Origin of the sequence: Paenirhodobacter populi (genome assembly GCF_004022215.1) — a bacterium.
GTDB classification, from domain to species: Bacteria; Pseudomonadota; Alphaproteobacteria; order Rhodobacterales; family Rhodobacteraceae; genus Rhodobacter; species Rhodobacter populi.
The window spans coordinates 58,382-80,872 of the sequence record NZ_SAUZ01000020.1 but is presented as its reverse complement, the minus strand read 5'-3'; the positions used below and the strand labels follow the sequence as shown (position 1 = coordinate 80,872).

The 22,491-nt window shown below is 66.5% G+C and carries 25 protein-coding genes and 1 tRNA gene; 16 read left to right on the top strand and 10 right to left on the bottom strand.

Going from position 1 to position 22,491, the window contains the following annotated elements; translation table 11 throughout:
* Positions 1–4 precede the first annotated feature (4 nt).
* The gene (locus tag D2T30_RS16875) at positions 5–1,567 is read left to right on the top strand and encodes a DHA2 family efflux MFS transporter permease subunit (protein WP_128209830.1); all 1,563 of its coding nucleotides are present in this window, start codon (positions 5–7) and stop codon (positions 1,565–1,567) included.
* Positions 1,568–1,622: 55 nt separating this feature from the next.
* On the opposite strand, the gene D2T30_RS16870 is transcribed toward D2T30_RS16875, so the two are convergent.
* Both D2T30_RS16870 and D2T30_RS16865 read right to left on the bottom strand, forming a co-directional pair.
* Complete coding sequence (locus D2T30_RS16870) at positions 1,623–2,939, bottom strand: ammonium transporter (protein ID WP_128185189.1); 1,317 nt, start codon at positions 2,937–2,939, stop codon at positions 1,623–1,625.
* 25 nt (positions 2,940–2,964) lie between these two features.
* Positions 2,965–3,303: a P-II family nitrogen regulator gene (locus D2T30_RS16865; RefSeq protein ID WP_128185187.1), complete on the bottom strand. Its 339-nt coding sequence runs from the start codon at positions 3,301–3,303 to the stop codon at positions 2,965–2,967.
* Positions 3,304–3,566: 263 nt separating this feature from the next.
* Here D2T30_RS16865 and D2T30_RS16860 point away from each other — a divergent pair, with 263 nt between their 5' ends.
* Positions 3,567–5,807: a transglycosylase domain-containing protein gene (locus D2T30_RS16860; protein ID WP_128209829.1), complete on the top strand. Its 2,241-nt coding sequence runs from the start codon at positions 3,567–3,569 to the stop codon at positions 5,805–5,807.
* Between the two features lie 58 nt (positions 5,808–5,865).
* Here D2T30_RS16860 and D2T30_RS16855 read toward each other — a convergent pair whose 3' ends face one another.
* On the bottom strand, positions 5,866–6,504 hold the full coding sequence (locus D2T30_RS16855; protein ID WP_128185183.1) for an MlaC/ttg2D family ABC transporter substrate-binding protein: 639 nt from the start codon (positions 6,502–6,504) through the stop codon (positions 5,866–5,868).
* Positions 6,470–7,207 carry an MlaA family lipoprotein gene (locus tag D2T30_RS16850; protein ID WP_241565274.1) on the bottom strand — a complete coding sequence of 246 codons (738 nt, stop codon included), beginning with the start codon at positions 7,205–7,207 and terminating at the stop codon, positions 6,470–6,472. The genes D2T30_RS16855 and D2T30_RS16850 overlap by 35 nt, the downstream gene beginning before the upstream one ends.
* A gap of 349 nt (positions 7,208–7,556) precedes the next feature.
* On the opposite strand from D2T30_RS16850, the gene D2T30_RS16845 reads away from it, so the two are divergent.
* Positions 7,557–7,904: a hypothetical protein gene (locus D2T30_RS16845; RefSeq protein ID WP_128185179.1), complete on the top strand. Its 348-nt coding sequence runs from the start codon at positions 7,557–7,559 to the stop codon at positions 7,902–7,904.
* A 301-nt stretch (positions 7,905–8,205) separates the two neighbouring features.
* Here D2T30_RS16845 and D2T30_RS16840 read toward each other — a convergent pair whose 3' ends face one another.
* Positions 8,206–8,742, bottom strand: a complete 537-nt coding sequence (locus D2T30_RS16840) for a L,D-transpeptidase family protein (protein WP_241651317.1) — start codon at positions 8,740–8,742, stop codon at positions 8,206–8,208.
* A 15-nt stretch (positions 8,743–8,757) separates the two neighbouring features.
* Entirely contained in the window at positions 8,758–9,933 is a 1,176-nt protein-coding gene (locus tag D2T30_RS16835) for a MalY/PatB family protein (RefSeq protein ID WP_128209828.1), read from the bottom strand.
* 126 nt (positions 9,934–10,059) lie between these two features.
* Between D2T30_RS16835 and def (D2T30_RS16830) the strand changes: the two genes are divergently transcribed.
* The 7 genes from def (D2T30_RS16830) (at position 10,060) to D2T30_RS16805 (ending at position 13,743) form a co-directional block, all read left to right on the top strand.
* Entirely contained in the window at positions 10,060–10,602 is a 543-nt protein-coding gene (def, locus tag D2T30_RS16830) for a peptide deformylase (RefSeq protein ID WP_128185173.1), read from the top strand.
* A gap of 28 nt (positions 10,603–10,630) precedes the next feature.
* Positions 10,631–11,131: a peptide deformylase gene (def, locus tag D2T30_RS16825; RefSeq protein ID WP_128209827.1), complete on the top strand. Its 501-nt coding sequence runs from the start codon at positions 10,631–10,633 to the stop codon at positions 11,129–11,131.
* A gap of 2 nt (positions 11,132–11,133) precedes the next feature.
* Positions 11,134–12,027 (top strand): methionyl-tRNA formyltransferase, encoded by an 894-nt coding sequence (gene fmt / locus D2T30_RS16820; RefSeq protein WP_128209826.1) that lies wholly within the window; start codon positions 11,134–11,136, stop codon positions 12,025–12,027.
* A 109-nt stretch (positions 12,028–12,136) separates the two neighbouring features.
* Positions 12,137–12,376 (top strand): GlsB/YeaQ/YmgE family stress response membrane protein, encoded by a 240-nt coding sequence (locus D2T30_RS16815; RefSeq protein WP_128209825.1) that lies wholly within the window; start codon positions 12,137–12,139, stop codon positions 12,374–12,376.
* A complete protein-coding gene (locus D2T30_RS23150; RefSeq protein WP_164881859.1) occupies positions 12,377–12,541 on the top strand; it encodes a hypothetical protein in 165 nt (54 codons plus the stop codon). It begins immediately after the preceding gene.
* Positions 12,542–12,592: 51 nt separating this feature from the next.
* Positions 12,593–13,474 (top strand): SPFH domain-containing protein, encoded by an 882-nt coding sequence (locus D2T30_RS16810; RefSeq protein WP_128185165.1) that lies wholly within the window; start codon positions 12,593–12,595, stop codon positions 13,472–13,474.
* Positions 13,474–13,743, top strand: a complete 270-nt coding sequence (locus D2T30_RS16805) for an NfeD family protein (protein WP_128185163.1) — start codon at positions 13,474–13,476, stop codon at positions 13,741–13,743. Before D2T30_RS16810 ends, D2T30_RS16805 begins: the two co-directional genes overlap by 1 nt.
* Positions 13,744–13,859: 116 nt before the next feature.
* On the opposite strand, the gene D2T30_RS16800 is transcribed toward D2T30_RS16805, so the two are convergent.
* Together D2T30_RS16800 and pyrF are read right to left on the bottom strand one after the other, a co-directional pair.
* Positions 13,860–14,402, bottom strand: coding sequence for an RBBP9/YdeN family alpha/beta hydrolase (locus D2T30_RS16800; RefSeq protein WP_128209824.1), 543 nt, complete (start codon positions 14,400–14,402; stop codon positions 13,860–13,862).
* Positions 14,402–15,109 carry an orotidine-5'-phosphate decarboxylase gene (gene pyrF, locus D2T30_RS16795; protein WP_128209823.1) on the bottom strand — a complete coding sequence of 236 codons (708 nt, stop codon included), beginning with the start codon at positions 15,107–15,109 and terminating at the stop codon, positions 14,402–14,404. The genes D2T30_RS16800 and pyrF overlap by 1 nt, the downstream gene beginning before the upstream one ends.
* Before the next feature lie 302 nt (positions 15,110–15,411).
* Between pyrF and clpB the strand changes: the two genes are divergently transcribed.
* From clpB to D2T30_RS16780, 3 genes are all read left to right on the top strand, one after another.
* Positions 15,412–18,021, top strand: a complete 2,610-nt coding sequence (gene clpB / locus D2T30_RS16790; RefSeq protein ID WP_128209822.1) for an ATP-dependent chaperone ClpB — start codon at positions 15,412–15,414, stop codon at positions 18,019–18,021.
* Positions 18,022–18,241: 220 nt separating this feature from the next.
* Positions 18,242–18,649: an acyl-CoA thioesterase gene (locus D2T30_RS16785; protein ID WP_164881860.1), complete on the top strand. Its 408-nt coding sequence runs from the start codon at positions 18,242–18,244 to the stop codon at positions 18,647–18,649.
* A gap of 59 nt (positions 18,650–18,708) precedes the next feature.
* Positions 18,709–19,974 carry a DNA polymerase IV gene (locus tag D2T30_RS16780; protein WP_128209821.1) on the top strand — a complete coding sequence of 422 codons (1,266 nt, stop codon included), beginning with the start codon at positions 18,709–18,711 and terminating at the stop codon, positions 19,972–19,974.
* On the opposite strand, the gene D2T30_RS16775 is transcribed toward D2T30_RS16780, so the two are convergent.
* The gene (locus tag D2T30_RS16775; protein WP_128209820.1) at positions 19,975–20,841 is read right to left on the bottom strand and encodes an N-formylglutamate amidohydrolase; all 867 of its coding nucleotides are present in this window, start codon (positions 20,839–20,841) and stop codon (positions 19,975–19,977) included. It abuts the gene before it with no gap.
* Positions 20,842–20,975: 134 nt separating this feature from the next.
* Between D2T30_RS16775 and D2T30_RS16770 the strand changes: the two genes are divergently transcribed.
* The 3 genes from D2T30_RS16770 to D2T30_RS16760 all read left to right on the top strand — a co-directional run bounded on the left by D2T30_RS16770 (position 20,976) and on the right by D2T30_RS16760 (position 21,712).
* Positions 20,976–21,050, top strand: a tRNA-Val gene (locus D2T30_RS16770).
* Positions 21,051–21,118: 68 nt separating this feature from the next.
* The gene (ykgO, locus tag D2T30_RS16765; protein WP_013069105.1) at positions 21,119–21,244 is read left to right on the top strand and encodes a type B 50S ribosomal protein L36; all 126 of its coding nucleotides are present in this window, start codon (positions 21,119–21,121) and stop codon (positions 21,242–21,244) included.
* A gap of 219 nt (positions 21,245–21,463) precedes the next feature.
* Positions 21,464–21,712: a WGR domain-containing protein gene (locus D2T30_RS16760; protein ID WP_128209819.1), complete on the top strand. Its 249-nt coding sequence runs from the start codon at positions 21,464–21,466 to the stop codon at positions 21,710–21,712.
* A gap of 127 nt (positions 21,713–21,839) precedes the next feature.
* On the opposite strand, the gene D2T30_RS16755 is transcribed toward D2T30_RS16760, so the two are convergent.
* Positions 21,840–22,490 carry an RluA family pseudouridine synthase gene (locus tag D2T30_RS16755; protein WP_128209818.1) on the bottom strand — a complete coding sequence of 217 codons (651 nt, stop codon included), beginning with the start codon at positions 22,488–22,490 and terminating at the stop codon, positions 21,840–21,842.
* Position 22,491: the final 1 nt, after the last annotated feature.

The window sequence follows — 22,491 nt, the reverse complement described above, 5'->3', positions numbered from 1 at the left end:
CCCCATGTCCGGATCCGCCCCACTGGTCGAGGTCCGGCGGCACGGCCTGATCACCCTGTCGCTGATGCTGGCGACGATCATGCAGGTGCTCGACACCACCATCGCCAATGTCGCGCTGCCCTCGATGCGCGCCGATCTGGGCGCCTCGGCGGATACGATCAACTGGGTGCTGACCTCCTACATCGTCGCCGCCGCCATCGCCACGCCGCTGACCGGCTGGATGTCGGAACGGTTCGGCCGGCGCGAGGTGTTCATCGTCTCGACCATCGGCTTCGTCGTCACCTCGATGCTCTGCGGCATCGCCTGGAACATCGAATCGATGGTGTTCTTCCGCATGGTGCAGGGCCTGTTCGGCGCCGCCATCGTGCCGCTGTCGCAGACCTTCCTGCTGGACATCAACCCGCCCGAGAAGCACGGGCAGGCGATGGCGCTCTGGGGCGCGGGGATCATGATCGGGCCGATCATCGGGCCGACGCTCGGCGGTTACCTGACCGACACGCTCAACTGGCGTTGGGTGTTCTACATCAACGTGCCGCTCGGGGCGCTGGCGCTGACGGGCTGCCTGCTGTCCCTGCCGGAGATGCCCCGGCGCATCCGGCGCTTCGACTTCATCGGCTTCGCGGCGCTGGCGATCGGCGTCGGGTCGCTGCAACTGATGCTCGACCGCGGCGGCGAGGTCGACTGGTTCAACGCCGTCGAGATCTGGATCGAGCTGGCGCTGGCGCTCTGCGGCTTCTGGGTCTTCGTCATCTGGATCATGGGGGTGGAACATCCGTTCCTCGACCCAAAGATGTTCCGCGACCGGAATTTCGTGCTCGGGCTGATCTTCATCTTCATCGTCGGGATCATCCTGCTGGCGTCGCTGGCGTTGCTGCCGCCGATGCTGTCGGGGATCTTCGGCTATCCGGTCATCACCACCGGGCTGGTCATGGCGCCGCGCGGTGTCGGCACGATGATCACCATGATTCTGGCCGGGCGGCTGGTGCGCGTCGTCGATCCGCGCCTGATGGTGGTGGCGGGGCTCTTGCTGACGGCGTGGTCGTTGCAGATCATGACCGGCTTCGGCCCCGAGATGGATTCGCACCTGATCATCGTGTCTGGCCTCGTGCAGGGCTTCGGGCTGGGGCTGGTGTTCGTGCCGCTGTCCACCGTCGCCTTCGCCACGATCGAGGCGCGCTTCCGGGGCGACGCCACGGCGCTGTTCAGTCTGGTGCGCAATATCGGCTCCTCCATCGGGATCTCGGTGGTGACGCTGCTGCTGACGCGCAATACGCAGATCAACCATGCGGAACTGGCGCAGAGCATCTCGGCCTACGATCCGAACTTCTCGGCGCTGACCGGGGGATCCCTTGCCGGCACGATCCGCGCGATCGAGATGCAATATGGCGAGGGTGCCTTCTGGACGATGATCAACCAGATCGTCACGCAGCAGGCCTCGATGATCGGCTATATCGACGACTTCAAGGCGATGATGTGGATGACGCTGGCGGCGATCCCGCTTGTCGTGTTCCTCCGCCGTCCCGGTGCGCGCGAGGCCGGAACCGCCGCCGCCCAGCATATCGACTGACATGAAAAGGCCCGGGGGTTTCCCGGGCCTTTCCGTTTCGTCCTTCTGTGAAGAATCACAGGTGGTAGGCGCTTTCGCCATGCGAGGTCTGGTCAAGGCCCTGACGCTCGTCATCCGCGGAAACGCGCAGCCCCACGATCACGTCGGTGATCTTGTAGAGGATGAACGACACCACCACGCCCCAGACGATCGTCACGGCGACCGACTTGATCTGCACCCAGACCTGGGCGCCCATCGTCACGCCTTCCTCAAAGCCCACGCCGCCAAGCGACGGAGCCGCGAAGACGCCGGTCAGGATGGCGCCGACGAAGCCCGCGACACCGTGGATGCCGAAGACGTCGAGGCTGTCGTCATAGCCGAACTTGTTCTTCACCACGGCGACGAAGAAGAAGGAGATGATCGAACCGATCGCGCCGAGGAAGATCGCGCCGACCGGGCCGACGAAGCCGGCGGCCGGGGTGACGGCCACGAGACCGGCGATGACGCCCGAGCAGGCACCAAGCGCCGAGGCCTTGCCGCGCGTCAGGGTTTCCACGAGGCACCAGGCCAGCGTCGCACCGGCGGTCGCGGTGAAGGTGTTCAGCATCGCCAGCGAAGCGCTACCGTCAGCGGCGGCAGCCGAACCGGCGTTGAACCCGAACCAGCCGACGAACAGGATCGACGTGCCGATGAAGGTCAGCGGCAGCGAATGCGGCGCCATCAGATCCTTGCCCAGGCCGATGCGCGGCCCGATGACATAGGCACCGACCAGCGCGGCGATACCGGCGTTGATGTGAACCACGGTGCCGCCGGCGAAGTCCATCACGCCCCAGGTCCCGAACAGACCGCCGCCCCAGGCCATGTGGGCGATCGGGAAGTAGACGAAGGTCACCCACAGCGCGCAGAACAGCACCGCGCCCGACAGCTTCACACGTTCGACGAAGCCGCCGATGATCAGCGCGGGGGTCAGCGCCGCGAAGGTCATCTGGAAGGCGATGAACAGATATTCCGGGATCGTGCCCGAAAGCGAATCGGCGGTCACGCCGGACAGGAAGACCTTGCCGAAGCCGCCGAAGAACATGCCTTCCGACGGGCCGAAGGCAAAGGAATAGCCGTAGACGACCCAGATCACCATCACGGTGCAGGCGATCAGGGCGGTCTGGACGATCAGCGACAGCGCGCTTTTGGCGCGCACGAGGCCCGAATAGAACAGCGCGATGCCCGGGAAGATCATGAAGGCCACGAGGGCCGTCGACATCAGCATCCACGCGGTATCACCGCTGTCGATGGTGTCGACCACGGCTTCGACCACCTCGGCGTCCTGCGCCAGCGCCGGCAGCGCCGCGAGGGCAAACGCCGAAGCGAGCCCCGTAATCATTGAGAGTTTTTTCATTTCGTTCACATCCCCTGAGCGTTTCCTAGAGCGCGTCGTCGCCGGCTTCGCCGGTCCGGACCCGGACAGCCTGCGCCACGTCGAGCACGAAGATCTTGCCGTCGCCGATCTTGTCGGTCTTCGCCGCTTTCAGAATCGTATCGACAACCTCGTCTGCCAGCGCATCGGGCACGACGATTTCCAGTTTGACCTTCGGCACGAAATTGACCGCGTATTCTGCTCCGCGGTAAATTTCGGTGTGGCCCGACTGAGCACCGAAGCCCTTGATTTCCGTCACCATCATGCCGCGCACGCCGATTGCGGTAAGCGCCTCGCGCACCTCTTCGAGCTTGAACGGCTTGACTGCTGCAATGATCAGTTTCACTGGATATCCCTTCTCTATAGGTCAGCAGCGTTGATGCCAGTACGGGCACCGCACGCCGCATCAAGGCGCCCAAGGCGCGTTCCAGACAAGCTATGTGGCCCTTTTAGATGCGAACTGCCTGTCCTTCAGTCACTTATGGCGCGGTTTTTTAGGCAATACGCGCAAATAACAGGCACGTTGCGGACGGAAACGTGAACGCTTCCCGCTCCACAAATATGTGCTTTGCCTGTAAGTTGTCATGAAACACAAGAACGGATCGGGCAATGGCGGAAACAGGCGGGCGGCACAGGTCGCTGGTGGCGGACAGGCGTCCCGCCGCCACCACGTCGTCGAAAGGCAAGAAGGCGGCGAAACCTGCGCCGGCGCGCACAGGCTCCGGCGGGCCGCGCAAGCCGAAGCGCGGCCTGATCTCGGGCGCGCTGGTCGGACTGATGCAGCTTTTCTACCGGGTCATCTGGGGCATCGCCTGGCGCACGACGACGGTGGTGCTGCTGATTCTGGGCGTGGCGACCTTCTACTTCTTTTCGCAACTGCCGGAATATACCGCGCTGCTGGACGGGCGGAACCGCGGCTCGGTCACCATGTATGACCGCCACGGCGAGGTCTTTGCCTGGCGCGGCGAAACCTATGGCGGCAATGTCACCGCCGACAGCGTCTCGCCCAACCTGCGCAACGCCATCATCGCGACCGAGGACCGCCGCTTCTACAACCACCTCGGCGTCTCGCCGCGCGGCGTCGCCTCGGCGGTGCGGATCAACCTTTCGCAGGGGCGCGGCCCGCTGGAAGGCAACGGCGGCTCGACCATCACGCAGCAGGTGGCGAAACTCCTGTGCCTCGGCGTGAAATACGATCCGAAGCAATGGAAGACCGAGGCCGCCTATGAAAACGACTGCCGCTCCGGCGGTGTGTGGCGCAAGGTGAAGGAAATTCCCTACGCGCTGGCGATGGAATTCAAATACACCAAGTCGCAGATCCTGACGATCTACCTGAACCGCGCCTATCTGGGCGCCGGGGCGCGCGGGTTCGAGGCCGCGGCGCAACGCTATTTCGGCGTTCCGGCCAGGGACGTGAACCCGAGCCAGGCGGCGATGCTGGCCGGGCTGCTGAAGGCGCCCTCGCTCTATGCGCCGACGAACAACCTGAAACGCAGCCAGGACCGGGCGGCGACGGTGCTGGCGCTGATGCACGAACAGAACTACCTGACCGATGCGCAATATGCCGAGGCGCTCGCCCATCCAGCCACGCTGTCCGACGCCGCACAGGCCCGCGCCGGCGGCTATTTCGCCGACTGGGTGATGGACAGCCTGCCCGAATTCCTCGCCAAGGGCACGACCGAGGACGTCCGGATCGAGACGACGCTGGACCAGCGCCTGCAGATCGCCGCCGAACAGGCCCTGCAGGACGTGTTCGAGCGCAAGGTGAAGGACAGCTCCGCCGCCGAGGCCGCGGTCATCGTCATGTCCTCGGACGGAGCGGTGCGGGCGATGGTCGGCGGGCGCAAGACCAAGGTCTCGGGCGCGTTCAACCGCGCGACGCAGGCGATGCGGCAGACCGGCTCGACCTTCAAGCCCTTCGTCTATGCGGCGGCGCTGGATCTGGGCTGGACGCCCGACACGCAGGTTCTGGACGCGCCGCTGACGATCAACGTCAAGGGTTCCGGGCCGTGGTCGCCGAAGAACTACACCAACAACTATCGCGGCTCGATCCCGCTGTGGCTGGCGCTGGCGCATTCGATCAACACCGCGACGGTGCGCGTGGCGCAATCGGTGGGGCTGGATGCCGTGCGCAAGGTGGCAACGGATTTCGGCTTCGCCTCCAGTCTGGCGGCGGGACCTGCGGTGGCGCTTGGCGTGTCGGAATCGACGCTGCTGGAAATGACCGGCGCCTATGCGGGGATCCTGAACGGCGGCTCCTCGGTCAAGCCCTACGGGCTGACGGAGCTGAAGCTCAAGGGCGACGACGCGCCCCTCTTCGGCGCGGACGGCGGCATCGGCGAGCGGGTGATTTCCGAAAAGGCCGCGCGCGAGCTGATCTGGATGATGCGGCAGGGCGTCTTGCAGGGCACCAGCCGCCGCGCCGACCTGAAGGGGCATGAGGTCGCGGGCAAGACCGGCACCACGCAGGCCGCGCGCGACGCCTGGTTCATCGGCTTCACCGCCGATTACGTCACCGGCGTCTGGATGGGCTATGACGACAACCGCCCGCTGACCGGCGTCACCGGCGGCGGCCTGCCCGCCGAGATCTGGCACGAGGTGATGACCCGCGTCGAGGCGGGCGAGCCATCGACCCCGCTGCCGATGGCCGATCCCTCGGAATGGCGCGGCATGGGCGCACCCGCCGGCCCGAACGCGACCCCCGGGGAGGCATGGCAGGCCGGCGATCCGATCCCCGAGGGCGGCGTGCCGGTTGTCAACGGACAGCTGGTGAAGCCCGCCCCCGCGCCGAAGAAGCAGGAAACCCTCGGCGACAAGATCAACGACCTGCTGCAATCGCTGACGCAATAGCCCAAAGCAAAAGGCGCGGCCCCTGCGGACCGCGCCTTTCCGTTTCCGTGCGGACCGATCAGCTCGCCTTGTTCAGCACCGCGATCAGCCCGTCGATGTTGCCCCGTTGCTGGTCCAGCATCGCGCCGATCTCCGTCCGTTCCGAGGCGAGCATGTTCACCCCCTCGACGATGATGTTGAAGAACAGGTTCTTGCCGGAACGGTCCGACACCTGCCACTGCACCTGGAAGGGCTGCTGCCCCGGCAGGTGGGCGACCGAGGCCACCTCGTAGAAGGTCTTGACCTGCCGCGAACCCTGCACCTCGAACTTGGCGCCCTTGAACTCGCGGAAGCGCTGCCCGTATTTCCGCGACAGATAGCCACGGAAGGCGGTGGTGAAGGCGCTCATCTGCGCGGGCGTCGCCTGACGCGCCGCCGGGCCAAGCGCCGAACGCGCGATCGTCGGCACGTCGGCATATTTGTTGAAGATCGCCTCGAACTGCGAATAAAGCGCCGGGCCGGTGCGGCCGGACGCGATGGCGGCATTGACGTCATTGACCGCCTGCGTGATCAACGCCGAGGCCTGCGCGTTGTCGAGCGCGGCGAAAGCACCTTTCGGCATCGCCAGCAGCACGGCTCCGGCCAGCGCCGAGGCCATGAAGGCCCGGCGACCGGCGCGCGGCTCAGTTGTCGGGATCGGAATAAGGGTCCCAGGCATCTGCATCGTTGTTCTCCTGTCCTGCCAGGTGGTAGCGCCGGTTCTGCAGATACAGCAGGCGCGCCTGCGCATAGCTGTCGGCACTGTCATAAAGGATGGATTCGACCGCATCCCCGTAGATCTTCCGGTCAGCGGCCTTGCCGGCGACCTGCGCCGTCGTCGCCCCGACGGCATCCGATCCGCGGAAGACCGAGCCGACGGGATTCATCACGATATCGACCGCCGTCCCGATGGCGTCGCGCGTCGTCGAGGGACCGTAGAAGGGCAGCTCGACATAGGAGCCTTCGTGCACCCCCCAGACCGCCAGCGTTTCCCCGAAATCGGTGTATTCCGCCGGCAGGCCGAAGGCCGCGCCGGCCGGGTCGAAGATTCCGGCGATGCCGATCGTCGAGTTCAGCAAGAACCGGAAGGTGTTCTTCACCGCCGGTTCCGGCCGCCCCTGAAGCACGGAGTTGACGACCTTCCCCGGCAGCCCGAGGTTCGATCCCACGTTCGACACCGACCGCGTGAAGCGGTTGTCGATCGACCGCGGCTTGCCCGGCGGCGCCTTGAAGACGACTTCGTCGAAGCCCTTGTTGAACGCATGGATGCTGCGGTTGCTGCTTTCATAGGGATCGTCGATTCCGGACGGTTGCGGGGTCTGCACGCCACAGCCGCCAAGAGCGACCGCCGTGATCACCGCTCCGCACAATCCCTTGCCCAACATTCGCATCCTCGCCCGGCTATCCGGCGCCGGACCTTGCCGGAACGCCCCCTCGCTTCGTGATCGGGACATGACCCCGCCGCATAGCATTAAGGGCGCGATGACGGAGAAACAAGGCGAGCCGGGTGCAAAAACCAATCGGGTGTCATCAAAATGGCATGATACCTGCGCTGATATGGGGATCGAAAATGCCCACGCCACGAGGCTTTCCCGATGCGCTGCATGCCCTTGCGGATTTCCCGCGCCGGGGCGGCGGGAATCCGCAGTCCGTCCTTGATTTTCCGCAAATGCGGATCACACTCATCTTTAGGTGACCAGCGCACCGACCACCCGAACCCTGGAGGCGCCGATGGAAATCCTGCCCGAACACCTGATCGAGAAGCTCCGTTCCGCCGAACAGAAGACCAGCCGGCGCCGCGCCCGCCTGCGGATCCGCACCGAGGATCAGGTCTGGCCGGTGCTGCACCGCGGCCAGGACTATCTGGTGCTGGACGCGGCCGACATCTCGCATCTGCGCGGGCTCGTGGATCTTTACGATGGCGGGCGCCACCTGTCGACGCTGCTGATCGTCGCCTCGGAAATCGAGGGGGACGATCTGATCTGCACCGTGAAGCGCGAAACCCCCGTGCAGGATCACGCCGCGCTGGATTTCGCGCGCGAGGAAAACGCTCCCCTCGCCCTGATCCCGCGATACTGAGCGCGCGCTCCTGAACCCGGAGGCAGCAGGGGGCGCCGCCCCCTCTTTGCCTGACAGCAAATTCACCCCCGGGATATTTATGGAAAGATGAAATGAAAAGTCGCCGTCCGGTCGGCCCCGAATGCCTTTTGAGGCCGCGGGGCCGGGATTTGCGAACCGGCTTTCTTCTCTCATCTTTCCATATATCCCCGGATGAGGCGGCATCCTTCCAGTGGAAGGATGTCCCGCCGAATGCGCGGCACGCGCGAGGGGGCTGGCCCCTTGCACCATCCCCTGGCGCCCCGATCCCGATCCTGAAGGGTCAGGGACGGATCTCGACCACGGTGCCGATCGGCGTGGCGGCGAACAGTTCGGCGATCCGCGCATCGGCCAATGCGATGCAGCCCGCCGTCCAGTCGCCGGGCAGGTTCTCGCCTTCCGGACGCTCGTTCGGCTGGCCGTGCAGGAAGATGTCTCCACCCGGGCTTACTCCCGCCGCGCGGGCGCGGGCGCGATCCTCGGGGCGCGGATAGTCCAGTCCCAGCGACAGGTGATAGGCGCTGGCCGCATTGCGCCGGTCGATGTGATAAAACCCCTCGGGCGTGCGGCCGTCACCTTCGCGCGCCTTGTGCCCCTCGGGCGCGAAGCCGAGCGCGACGGGCCAGACCCTTTCGGCGCGATCCCCCACATAGACGGTCATCCGGCGCAGGGATTTCTCGACCACGATCCGGCTGACCGCGCCGCTCAGCGGTGCTTCCGCCACGGGTGGCGCGGGGGGCAGCGGGCGGAACATGATCCAGACCCCGATCGCCAGCGCGATCAGCGTCAGGACGGAAAACAGCTCCGCCAGCCTGCGCACCCCCCGCCTGCGCACCTATTGCAGATCGCCGAAGGCGCGGGTCAGGCGGGCGACGGCCTCCTCGACCCGGGCGCGCGGGGTGGCGAGGTTGAAGCGCAGCCAGCCCTCGCCCCCATTGCCGAAGGTCGGGCCGTGGTTCGCGGCGATCTTCGCCTGGCTTTCCACCCGGGCGGTGAATTCCTCCTGCGTCATGCCGGTGCCGGAAAAATCGACCCAGGCCAGATAGGTGGCCTCCAGCGGCATCGAGCGCAGCCCCGGAATGGCATTCACCCCCGCGTCGAAGATCTTCCGGTTGCCGTCCAGATAGGCCACCAGCGCATCGACCCATTCCGCCCCTTCGGGGCTGTAGGCCGCCGTCGCCATCGCCAGCCCGAAGCTGTTCGGCGACAGGCCAAGCGCCGCCATCCGCCCGGCGAATGCCGCGCGCAGGTCGGGATCGGCGATGATGACATTGCCCGAATGCGTGCCCGCGATGTTGAAGGTCTTGGTCGTCGCCGTCATCATCACCACGGGATAATCCGTGACATTGGCCATGACCGTATGGTGATGCCCCGGCATCACCAGATCGTGGTGGATCTCGTCCGAGACCAGCACCAGATCATGCCGCCGCGCGAAATCGGCCACGGCCTTCAACTCCCCGGGCGTCCAGACCCGGCCGCCCGGATTGTGCGGCGAACACAGGATCAGCATCTTGGCCGAGGCATCGACGATCCCCTCCCAGGCGTCGAAGTCCATCTCGTAGCGGCCATCGACGTTCTTCAGCGGACATTCCACCACCTTGCGCCCCGCCGCGCGGATCACCCGCGCGAAGGCGTGGTAGACCGGCGTCATCAGCACCACCCCGTCGCCCGGCCGGGTGAAGGCATCGACGCAGACCGCCGTTCCGTTGACCAGCCCGTGGGTGGTGAAGATCCAGTCATCCTCCACCTGCCAGCCGTGCCGGTTCGCCATCCACCACCGGATCGCGGCGTTATAGGCGCGGTTGTCGCCCCAATAGCCGTAGATGCCCTGCCGGGTCATCGCGACCAGCGCCTCCTGCACACAGGCGGGGGGACGGAAATCCATGTCCGCCACCCACATCGGAATGCCGTCGCGGGGGCTGACTCCGAAAACCCGCTCCATATCGTCCCACTTGTTGGAATGGGTGCCGATGCGGTCGATGATCTCGTCGAAGTCCGGTTGCTGGGTCATCATGGTCGTCCTTGTTTCGTCGCCCCCTATTGACCACGCAGCGCGGGCTGCTGCAAACCCGCATTTGTGCCCCGCACAAGACCCCGACCCATTGCACGCAAGCCGGGCTTCGCCTAAATCTTGGTCATGACAATCCGCCCTATCATCATCCACCCCGACCCCCGGCTGAAGAAGCTTTGCGCCCCCGTCGCCTCCGTCGACGACGAAATCCGCAAGCTGGCCGACGACATGCTCGCCACGATGTACGAAGCGCCGGGCGTTGGCCTCGCCGCGCCGCAGGTCGGCGTGCTCAAGCGCCTGTTCGTCATGGACTGCGTGAAGGACAAGGACGCCGCGCCGCATCCGATGGTGCTGATCAACCCCGAGATCACCTGGACCTCGGAAGAGACGAACACCTATGAGGAAGGCTGCCTCTCGATCCCCGACCAATATGCCGAGGTGACCCGCCCCAAGGAAGTTCGCTTCCGCTGGCTCGGCCTTGACGGCAAGACGCATGAGGAACAGTTCGACGGCCTCTGGGCCACCTGCGTGCAGCATGAGAACGACCACCTCGACGGCAAGCTGTTCATCGACTACCTCGGCCCGCTGAAGCGGCAGATGATCACCCGCAAGATGGAAAAGCTGAAACGCGAACGCGCGCGGGCGGCGAAGGAAAAGGGCCTCGTCTGAGACGGGCAGGCCCCGCAAGGATACCCCCATGACCGTTCGCCCTTTCATCCCCTACGAAGACCGCCGCCTGCATGTCCCGGCGGAGCCGGTGGCCGCCGTCACCGAAACCGTCCGCATGCTCTGGGACGACATGATCGAGACGATGGACGCCATGCCCGGCGTCGGCCTTGCGGCGCCGCAGATCGGGATCATGATGCGGCTCGCCGTGGTCGATGCCTCGGACAAGCGCGGTCAGGCGGTGCGGATGGCCAATCCGGAGCTGCTGCACGCCTCGACCCAGACGCGCAAGCATGACGAGGCCTCGCCCAACATCCCCGGCATCTCGGCGATCATCGAGCGGCCCCGCGCCGTGACGGTGCGATTCCTCAACGATCAGGGAGAGATCGAGGACCGCGATTTCGTCGGCCTCTGGGCGACCTCGGTGCAGCACCAGATCGACCACCTGAACGGCATGACCTATCTGGACCATCTGTCGCCCCTGCGCCGCAAGATGCTGCTGCAGAAGGCGAAGAAACTGGCAAGGAGGTAGGGATGCGCGTGATCTTCATGGGAACGCCGGAATTTTCCGTCCCGGTGCTCGAGGCGCTGGCCGCGCGGCACGAGATCGCCGCCGTCTATTCCCAGCCGCCCCGCCCCGCCGGTCGCGGCAAGAAGGATCGCCCCTCGCCCGTCCATGCGCGGGCGGAGGAACTGGGCCTGCCGGTGCGCACCCCGCGCAACCTGAAATCGGCCGAGGATCGCGCCGCGCTTGCCGCCCTCGATGCGGATGTGGCGGTGGTGGTGGCCTATGGGCTGATCCTGCCGCAGGCGGTGCTGGACGCGCCGCGGCAGGGCTGCCTGAACATCCACGCCTCGCTGCTGCCGCGCTGGCGCGGCGCCGCGCCGATCCACCGCGCGATCATGGCGGGCGATACGGAAACCGGCATCTGCGTCATGCGGATGGAGGCGGGGCTGGACACCGGCCCCGTCCTGTTGCGCGAGGCGACGCCGATCGGCCCGACCGACACCACCGGCGACCTGCACGACCGGCTTTCGGCGATGGGCGCGCGGATGATCATCGACGCGCTCGACCGGCTGCCCGACCTGATCGCGCAGCCGCAGCCCGAAACCGGCGTCACCTATGCGGCCAAGATCGACAAGGCCGAGGCGCGGATCGACTGGTCCCGCCCGGCGGCGGAACTCGTGCGCCACATCAATGGCCTGTCCCCCTTCCCCGGCGCCTGGTGCGAGATCCACGGCGAAAGGATCAAGCTGCTGCGCGCCGCCCCCGCCGAAGGCGCCGCCCCCCCGGGCACGGTGCTGCACGATTTCACCATCGCCTGCGGAACCGGCGCGCTCACCGTCCTCGAAGCCCAACGCGAGGGCAAGCGTCCCCTTCCCGTGGCGGATATCCTGCGCGGCCTGACGCTCCCGGACCTGCTCTGATCTTCATTCTTCCATAAATATCCCGGGGGAGCGTGGTACACGCGGGGGCAGAGCCCCCTTTGCCCCGCCCCACACAGGCCGTAAGATGCGGCACGAGCGGAGATGACCCATGCCCCTTCTGGCCCTCATCATCATCGGCGCTGCGGCGGGCTTCATCGCCACCCGCATGATGCGGATGGAAACGAATATCCCCACGACCATCGCCATCGGCGTGATCGGAGCGATCATCGGCGGGCTGACGCTGCGCTTCCTGCTCACGCTCATGGGCTGGGCGGCGGGCTTCGTCGGTGCGGTGCTCGGCGCGCTCGTGCTGCTGTGGCTGTGGCGCACCTACGGGCCGCGTCGCTAGATGCGCGGCCTGCTCCTTGGCCTTGCCGGCACGGCGACGACGCGGCTTGGCCTGTGGCTCGCCGCGATTGCCTTCTGGCTGCTGATGCGGCCGGGCGGATGGGCCGTTCTGGCGGCGGCGGTGCTTGTGGGAGTGAAGCTGTTCCCCGCCCCCGCCGGTAATTGATACCCTTCCCCGCCGCCGGGCCCTATACTCGGCCCTGTTTCCGGAGGTGCCATGTATTTCGAAGATTTCATCGGCGACAACGCCATCCTGATCGCCATCGCGATCTTCCTGATCCTCGCGGTCTTTCTGGGCGTGCGCATTGTGCCGCAATCGGAAAAGCACGTGGTCGAGCGTTTCGGCCGCCTGCATGCCGTTCTGGGGCCGGGGATCAACTTCATCGTGCCCTTCCTCGACCGGGTCGCGCATCGGGTATCCGTCCTTGAACGGCAGCTGCCCACCAGTCGGCAAGATGCGATCACCGCCGACAACGTGCTGGTGCAGGTGGAAACCTCGGTCTTCTATCGCATCATCGAGCCGGAAAAGACCGTCTACCGCATCCGCGACGTGGATGGTGCCATCGCCACCACCGTCGCCGGCATCGTCCGCGCCGAGATCGGCAAGATGGAACTGGACGCGGTGCAGTCGAACCGCTCCAGCCTGATCGCCACGATTCAGGAAAACCTCGCCAACATGGTCGACGACTGGGGGATCGAGGTCACGCGGGTCGAGATCATCGACGTCAACCTCGACGAGGCCACCCGCGCCGCGATGCTGCAACAGCTCAACGCCGAACGCGCCCGCCGCGCCCAGGTGACCGAGGCCGAGGGCCGCAAGCGCGCCGTCGAACTGTCCGCCGACGCCGACCTTTACGCCGCCGAGCAGCAGGCCAAGGCCCGCCGCGTCACCGCCGATGCCGAGGCCTACGCCACCTCCGTCATCGCCGAGGCGATCGCGAAAAACGGCCTTGAGGCGGCGCAGTTTCAGGTGGCGCTGAAACAGGTCGAGGCGCTGGCCGAGGTCGGCCGCGGCGCGGGCAACCAGACGGTGCTGCTGCCCTCGGCGGCGCTGGATGCGTTCCGCGATGCCTTCGGCCTGCTGAAGGGCAAGGCGTGATGCTCTGGCTCCAGCCCTGGGTGTGGATTGTCGCGGGGGTGGTTCTGGCGCTGCTGGAGATGCTGCTGCCCGGTTTCTACCTGCTCGGCTTTGCCATCGGCGCGATCGTGACCGGCGTGCTGGCGTGGGCCGGGCTGATCGCCACCCTGCCCGCCATGCTCTTCACCCTCGCCATCGCGGCGGTGGCGGCATGGCTCGCCCTGCGCCGCATCGCGGGCGTGCGCCGGGGGCAGAAGACGCTCTGGCACCGCGACATCAACGAGGATTAGGGAGCGGATGTTCGGGCGGACAGGGCGCAGGGGGCCAGCCCCCTCTTGGCCTGCGGCCAATTCACCCCCGGGATATTTATGGAAACACGAAAGGGAGAGATTGCGGAAGCGCGCGTTCAGATAGCCAGCCCAGCAATGAAGGCCCGGAGCAGGTTCCGACCTTCCGGCCAGTCGCCCAGCCCGCTCGCGCTGTTGATATGGCCGCGCGCGCCGATCCCGACGATCCCGGCACCCCAGTCCGCCGCATAGCGGTGCTGCCGGTCGAGGGTCGCATAGGGGTCGTTGGAACTCGCCACGATCAGCGCCGGAAAGCCGAGCCGCCCCTGCGGCACAGTGACGAAGCCCGGCGCCTCGGCGCGCGGGAAATCCGGTGCCTCGGGATCGGGCGGCGCGACCAGAAAGGCGCCCGCGACCGAGCGGCCGGGAAGCGCGCTCCATTGCGCGACGAGGAGGCAGCCGAGGCTGTGCGCGACAAGAACGGTTGGCCCCTGCGCCTCCTCGACGGCACGGTCCAGCGCCGCGATCCAGTCGTCGCTGTCCGGCCTGTCCCAGCTTGCGGGGGCAAAGCGGCGCATCTCCGGTTCCGCCTTTTGCCACAGGCTCTGCCAGTGGCCCTCGCCCGAGCCGGTATATCCCGGCAGGATGATGTAGTCGGCCATCAGATGCCCCGGATCTCAGACAGGATGGCCTGCGCCGCGGCTTTCGGATCCGCGGCCTGCCAGATCGGCCGCCCGACGACCAGATGATCCGCCCCCGATTTCAGCGCCGAGGCGGGCGTTTCCACCCGCTTCTGGTCGTCCCGCGCCGCGCCTGCCGGGCGCACGCCGGGCGTCACGATCAGCCGGCCCGCGGCCTCGGGCAGGGCGCGGATCGCGGCCGCCTCGCGGGGCGAGGCGATCACGCCGTCCGCCCCGGCCTCGAACGCCCGGCCGGCGCGCTCGGCCACCAGATCCTGCACATCGCCTTCGCGGATCAGCGCCCCGTCCAGATCGCCGCGGTCGAGCGAGGTCAGGATCGTCACCGCCAGAACCTTCAGCCCGGTTCCCGCCGCCCCTTCCTTCGCCGCGCGGACCACATAGGGGTCGCCATGCACGGTCAGGAAATCCAGATCGTATTGCGCGATGCCGCGCACCGCCGCCTCGACCGTCGCGCCGATGTCGAACAGCTTCATGTCGAGGAAGATCCGTTTCCCCATCTCGCCCTTCAGCTCATTCGCCAGCGCGAGCCCGCCGCCCGTCAGCATGCCCAGCCCGATCTTGTAGAAGGACACGCTGTCCCCGAGCGTCCGCGCCAGATCCAGCGCGGCAATCGCATGCGGCACATCGAGGGCGACGATCAGCCGGTCGTCTGCGGGCAGGTCGGTCATGGCGGGCTCCGGGTATGAATGGGACGGGGACAAACGGACGCCTTCTGCCTCCGTCCCCGCCCGGGGTCAAGCCGCGCCCCCGGCCTGCCGTCGTTTTTCCAGAAATATCCCGGGATGAATTGGCGTCGGCACGACGCCAAGAGGGGCAGCGCCCCTTTCCGCGCACATTTTTTCAGCTTGACCCGCCCTGCCCTCTTGAAGCGCCGCGCGGAAAAACCACCTCTGAAACAAGACCCGGAGCCGGGGCATGCCGCCATCGCGGGTGCCCAACCAGCCGGGGGCTTGGAAAAGGAGAATTCCGCATGAACATGGAAAAGTTCACGGAGCGGTCGCGCGGTTTCATTCAGGCTGCCCAGACCATCGCGATGCGCGAGGGGCATCAGCGTGTCGTTCCCGAACATCTGCTCAAGGCGCTGATGGATGACGATCAGGGCCTGTCCTCGAACCTGATCCGCCGTGCCGGGGGCGAACCCCAGCGGGTACAGGAGGCCGTCGATCTGGCGGTGTCGAAGCTGCCCAAGGTGTCGGGCGGCGACGGTCAGGTCTATGTCGAACAATCGCTCGTCCGCGTGCTGGACGAGGCCGAGAAGATCGCCCAGAAGGCCGGTGACAGCTTCGTTCCCGTTGAACGGATGCTGATGGCTTTGGCCGTGGTGAACACGCGGGCGAAGGACTGCCTCGATCAGGGCGCCGTCACCGCGCAGAAGCTGAACACCGCGATCAACGACCTGCGCAAGGGCCGCACCGCCGACAGCGCCACGGCCGAAGAAGGCTATGACGCGCTCAAGAAATATGCCCGCGACCTGACCGAGGCCGCCGAGGAAGGCAAGATCGACCCGATCATCGGCCGCGACGAGGAAATCCGCCGCGCCATGCAGGTCCTGTCGCGCCGCACCAAGAACAACCCGATCCTGATCGGTGAACCCGGCGTCGGTAAAACGGCGATCGCCGAGGGTCTGGCGCTGCGTATCGTCAACGGCGACGTGCCGGAAAGCCTGCGCAACAAGAAGCTGATGGCCTTGGACATGGGCTCGCTGATCGCCGGGGCGAAATACCGCGGCGAATTCGAGGAACGGCTGAAGAGCATCCTGAAGGAGATCGAGGCCGCGGCGGGTGAGATCATCCTCTTCATCGACGAGATCCACACCCTTGTGGGTGCCGGGAAATCCGAAGGCGCGATGGATGCGGCGAACCTGATCAAACCTGCGCTGGCGCGGGGCGAGCTGCACTGCATCGGCGCGACGACGCTCGATGAATACCGCAAATATGTGGAAAAGGACGCGGCCCTTGCCCGCCGGTTCCAGCCGGTGATGGTCGAGGAACCGACGGTCGAGGATACGATCTCGATCCTGCGCGGCATCAAGGAGAAATATGAACTCCACCACGGGGTGAAGATTTCCGACTCGGCGCTGGTGGCGGCGGCGACGCTGTCGCATCGCTACATCACCGACCGTTTCCTGCCTGACAAGGCCATCGACCTTGTGGACGAGGCGGCGAGCCGTCTGCGCATGGAAGTGGACAGCAAGCCCGAGGAACTCGATGCGCTGGACCGCGAGATCCTGCAAAAGCAGATCGAGGCCGAGGCCCTGAAGAAGGAAGACGATGCCGCGTCGCGCGACCGGCTCGAAACCCTTGAAAAGGAACTGTCGGAACTGAACGACAAGGCTTCGGCGATGACCGCCAAATGGCAGGCCGAACGCGACAAGCTGGAATCGGCCCGCGACCTGAAGGGGGAACTGGACAAGGCCCGCGCCGAACTGGATCAGGCCAAGCGCGAGGGCAATTTCGCCAAGGCCGGGGAGCTGCAATATGGCCGCATCCCGGATCTGGAGAAGAAGCTCGCCGAAGCGGACCAATCCGAAGGCTCGATGGTGACCGAGGCGGTGCGCCCCGAACAGATCGCCGAGGTCGTGGAACGCTGGACCGGCATTCCGACGACCAAGATGCTGGAGGGCGAGCGTGAAAAGCTCCTCAAGATGGAGGAGGAACTGCACAAGCGCGTCATCGGTCAGGACAAGGCGATCACCGCCGTCGCGAACGCTGTGCGGCGTGCGCGGGCCGGGCTGAACGATGAGAACCGTCCGCTCGGGTCGTTCCTGTTCCTCGGGCCGACCGGCGTGGGCAAGACCGAGCTGACCAAGGCCGTGGCCGAATATCTGTTCGACGACGACACGGCGATGGTGCGGATCGACATGTCCGAGTTCATGGAGAAACACTCCGTGGCGCGGCTGATCGGTGCCCCGCCGGGATATGTGGGCTATGACGAAGGCGGCGTCCTGACCGAGGCCGTCCGTCGCCGCCCCTATCAGGTCGTGCTGTTCGACGAGGTCGAAAAGGCCCACCCGGATGTGTTCAACGTGCTGTTGCAGGTGCTGGACGACGGTCAGTTGACCGATGGTCAGGGCCGCACGGTGGACTTCAAGCAGACGCTGATCGTGCTGACCTCGAACCTCGGGTCGCAGGCGCTGAGCGAACTGCCCGAAGGCGCCGACAGCGCGCAGGCGAAGGCCGAGGTGATGCAGGCGGTCCGGGCGCATTTCCGCCCGGAATTCCTGAACCGTCTGGACGAGATGGTGATCTTCGACCGGCTGACGCGGGCCAACATGGACGGGATCGTCAAGATCCAGCTCCGTCGGCTTGAGAAACGTCTGGCGGCGCGGAAGATCACGCTCGACCTCAGCTCCGAGGCGCTGAAATGGCTGGCCGACGAAGGCTACGATCCGGTCTATGGCGCGCGTCCGCTGAAGCGGGTGATCCAGCGCAGTCTGCAGGACCCGCTGGCCGAGCTGATCCTGTCGGGCGAAGTGCTCGACGGATCGACGGTGCGGGTCACGGCGAGTGCCGACGGTCTGGTGGTGGACGGCAAGCTTGCCCCCACCGCCAAGATCCCGGAGGATGCCACCCTGCAATGACCGGCGCAGGGGGCGCTGCCCCCTCGCGGCCCCATCCTTCGGCTGGGGCCGCTCACCCCCGGGATATTTATGGAAAAACGACAGCCGGAGAACGGCTGGAAGGGGCGCGCGAGCGCCCCTTTTGATCTTTCTGCAATGCAGCATTTCCTTTGCGGGGGGTTGAGTCGCGATGCGACACCATGTCATAGGCGGGACGGGAGGTCCTGACAGGAGCCTGAAAATGAGCGAGAGCACTGCCCCCGAGGGGATGGAACTGACCCTGCGCACCCTTGCCATGCCTGCCGACACCAACGCGGCGGGGGATATCTTTGGCGGCTGGGTGATGTCGCAGATGGATCTGGCCGCGGCGATCCGCGCCAATGAACGCAGCAACGGCCGCACCGTCACCATCGCCGCGAACGAGATCGTTTTCAAGAAGCCGGTCAAGGTCGGCGACACGCTGTGCGTCTATACCGCCGTCGATCAGATCGGCCGCACCTCCATGGTCATCCGGATCGAGGTCTGGGCGCGGCGCTGCTACACCGCGCTGCGCGAAAAGGTGACAGAGGCGCGCTTCACCATGGTCGCCGTCGATGAAGACGGGCGCCCGCGTCCGGTCGACCGCAGCGAGCGCCACGCGGCGGAGTGATCCCTCGCGCAGCGCGGCGCAAGGCGCTAGACTGGTCATGTCCCTGATGCCTTGCCCCCATGCCCAGCCTGTGCCGCGATTGCCTTACCCCGTTTGATACCGCGCCGGCCCGCTGCCCGAACTGCGGCGGGCCGCGGGTGCTGTCGCATCCCGAACTGTTCTCGCTGACGATCGCGCATCTGGACTGCGACAGTTTCTATGCCTCGGTCGAGAAGCGCGACAACCCCGCCCTGTCCTCGCGCCCGCTCATCGTCGGCGGCGGCAAGCGGGGCGTGGTCTCGACCTGCTGCTATATCGCGCGGATTTCCGGCGTGCGCTCGGCCATGCCGATGTTTCAGGCGCTGAAGCTGTGCCCCGATGCGGTGGTCCTGCCGCCGCGCATGGCGCATTACGCCGCCGTCTCGCGCGAGATCCGGGCGAAGATGGAGGCGCTGACCCCGCTGATCGAGCCGCTGTCGCTGGACGAGGCCTTCCTTGACCTCGGCGGGACGGAGCGGCTGCATCACGCGCCGCCCGCCGCGCAGATGGCCCGCCTCGCCCGCGAGATCGAGGCGGAGATCGGCGTCACCGTTTCCATCGGGCTGTCGCACAACAAGTTTCTGGCGAAGATCGCCTCGGATCTCGACAAGCCGCGCGGCTTTTCGGTGATCGGCCGGGCCGAGACGGCGGATTTCCTGCGCGACAAGCCGGTGTCGCTGCTGTGGGGCGTGGGCGAGGCGACGCGGACGGTGCTGGCGCGTGCCGGGCTGCGGACATTGGCCGACCTGCGCCGCGCCGGGGAACGGCGGCTGGTCGAGCGGCTCGGCCCCTCGGGTGCGCGGCTTTACGCGCTGGCGCAGGGCGAGGATCACCGCCGCGTCACCCCCGATGCGCCGGTCAAGTCGGTGTCGAGCGAGACGACCTTCGACGAGGACATTGCCGACCGCGGCCTGCTGGAAACGCATCTGTGGCTGATGTGCGAAAAGACCGCGGCGCGGATGAAGGCGAAGGAGCTTCAGGGCCGCACCGTGACGCTGAAACTGCGTCGGGCGGATTTTTCGGCGCTGTCGCGGCAGGTGCGGCTGGATGAACCCGCGCAGCTTGCCGATACGCTGTTCCGCGCCGCGCAGGGGCTGCTGTCGGCATTGCCGGAGAAGGGGCCTTTCCGGCTGATCGGCGCGGGCTATTCGGACCTCACACCCGCCGACGGGCGCGACCCGGTGGGCGATCTGCTCGACCCGCAGGCCGGGCGCCGTGCCGGGGCGGAACGCGCGATGGATCGGATCCGCGAGAAATTCGGCAAGGATGCGATCCTGCGCGGGCGCGGCTTCACGCCGCCGGACTGATCATTCCGCCGCCATCCGCCCCGGCTCGCGCCAGATGTCCAGCAGCCTTGCCACCGCATCCTCCATCAGCGCGGCGAAGACGTCGTAGCTTTCGGACCGGATGACATGCGCCTCGTCCATGTAGAGGCCGCGGTTGATCTCGATCTGCACGACCTCGATTCCCTCGGCGGGGCGGCCATAGCGTTGAGTGATATAGGCCCCGGCAAAGGGCGCGTTGCGCGCCACCCGCAGGCCGAGCGAACTGAACACCGCCTCCACCTGCGCGGTGGTTTCGGACCGCGCGGCGACGCCGAAGCGATCGCCCAGCACGATGTCCGGGCGGCGCTCGCCCATCTGGTCCACCGCCTCGGAGGGCATCGAATGCATGTCGAACAGGATCACCCGGCCGAATCGGCGGCGCACCTCGCCCAGGAGGGCGGCGAGCACGGCGTGATAGGGGCGCCAGACGGCGGCAAGGCGGGCCTCGGCCTCGGCGCGGGGCAGCTTGCCGGCATAGATCGGGCGGTTGCCGGCGACGACGCGGGGAATCACCCCAAGCCCCGCCATCACCCGCGCCCCGCGCGGCGGCCGCAGCAACCCCTCGATCAATGCGGGGTCGAGTTCATCCTCGGCCCGGTTCAGGTCGACATAGGCGCGCGGATAGCGCGCCGCCAGAAGCGCCGCCCCCCGCGCCGGGGCCGAAGCCAGCAGATCGTCCACAAAGGCATCCTCGGAAGACCGCAGCCGCCTTTCGTCAAGGATGGAACGGCTGATCATGCCTTCCGGATAGTCCCGCCCGGAATGGGGCGAGGAAAAGATCACCGGCGCCGTCACCCGCGCCGGTCGCTGCAGGATATAGGGCAGCCTGTCGTGTTGCACGGGGGCCATGATCACTCCTTACAACGGCAGACTACACCGTTTTGATTTCCTTCCAATACCCTCTTGCAAGCCGCCCGGAGTCCTTTTATAGACCCCCAAACCGAAGAGGTTGAGCGGTTCCTCCGCCCGATCGCCAAGGTTGTGGGCGGTTAGCTCAGCGGTAGAGCACTACGTTGACATCGTAGTGGCCACTGGTTCGATCCCAGTACCGCCCACCATTCACCGCTCCCTCCGGGGGGCACATCTGTTTCAAGGCGCACGCGCGCCGCGACCAGGAGGAAGACCGATGAAGGTCCGCAACTCGCTCCGCTCGCTCAAGCAGCGTCATCGCGATTGCCAGATCGTGCGCCGCAAAGGCCGCGTCTACGTGATCAACAAGACGCAAAAGCGGTTCAAGGCCCGTCAGGGCTGATATCGCTTGCAGCGACGAATTCCGGGCCGCATGGGAAACCATGCGGCCTTTTCGTCATGGACACCCGGAGCTTTCCGAAACATCGCGGCCCTCCCCGGCTGATGCCAAGACGGCAAAGCGACCTCACGCGAAATGTGCCTCCGCCACATTCCGCCTCACCGCAGGCTTGCGCCGATGCCCCGTGTGTGATTCGATAGGGCAGTCCCTCGGAGCCCTGCCATGCTGTCCCTGATCCTGCACCGCGCGCCCACGCAGGGCTTCTACCGCGTCGATCTGACCAACAACCTGTTCGGCGAATACAGCGTCGCGCGCGAATGGGGGCGGCAGGGGCGCAGCCTCGGCCTGCGCATCCGCCTTTACGGCAACCTGCGCGAGGCGGCACAGGCCGCCGACCACTGGCGCAGGGGGGCCCAACGCCGCGGCTATTCCCTGACCGAGGAATACGTTGCCGGTCCCCGGCCAAGCTGAAACCGCCCTCGGGGCAGTCTCCCATTCATCTTTCCGAAAATATCCCGGGGGTGAGGCCGAAGGCCGAGGGGGCGGCGCCCCCTTTCCCACCCATCCGCCAGCACCAACCGCGCCCGGAAACCACCCCCTAGAACGGGCAGGGCGCGCTGAAGGTCATGTGCTTCCCGCCGTCCGGATGGCGCAGGCGCAGGCTCTCGGCATGCAGCATCAGGCGCGGGAAATCGCCCGCCGGGCCTTCGGCATACAGCGGATCGCCAAGGATCGGATGGCCGAGTTCGCACATATGCACCCGCAACTGATGGCTGCGCCCGGTCAGCGGCGTCAGCCGCACCCGCGTCGTGTCGCCCTCATACCGCATCACCCGCCAGTCGGTCTGCGCCGCGCGGCCATTCTCGAAATCCACATGCTGGCGCGGACGGTTCGGCCAGTCGACGCAAAGCGGCAGGTCCACCCGCCCCTCCTTCGGCTCCAGCCGGCCCCAGAGCCGCGCGACATATTGCTTCTTCGTCTGCCGGTGCTCGAACTGCAGGCCCAGATGGCGCTGCGCATGGGGCGTCAGCGCAAAGACCATCACGCCCGAGGTATCCAGATCCAGCCGATGCACCAGCAGCACCGTGGGCCAGGGCCCGCGCAGCCGCGCGATCAGGCAATCGGCGCGATCCTCGCCCTTGCCCGGCACGGACAACAGCCCCGCGGGCTTGTCGACCACAAGGATCTCGTGATCCTCATGCAGGATCCGGGGCTGTTCGCTGGTGGGGGTATAGACGAAATCGCTCATG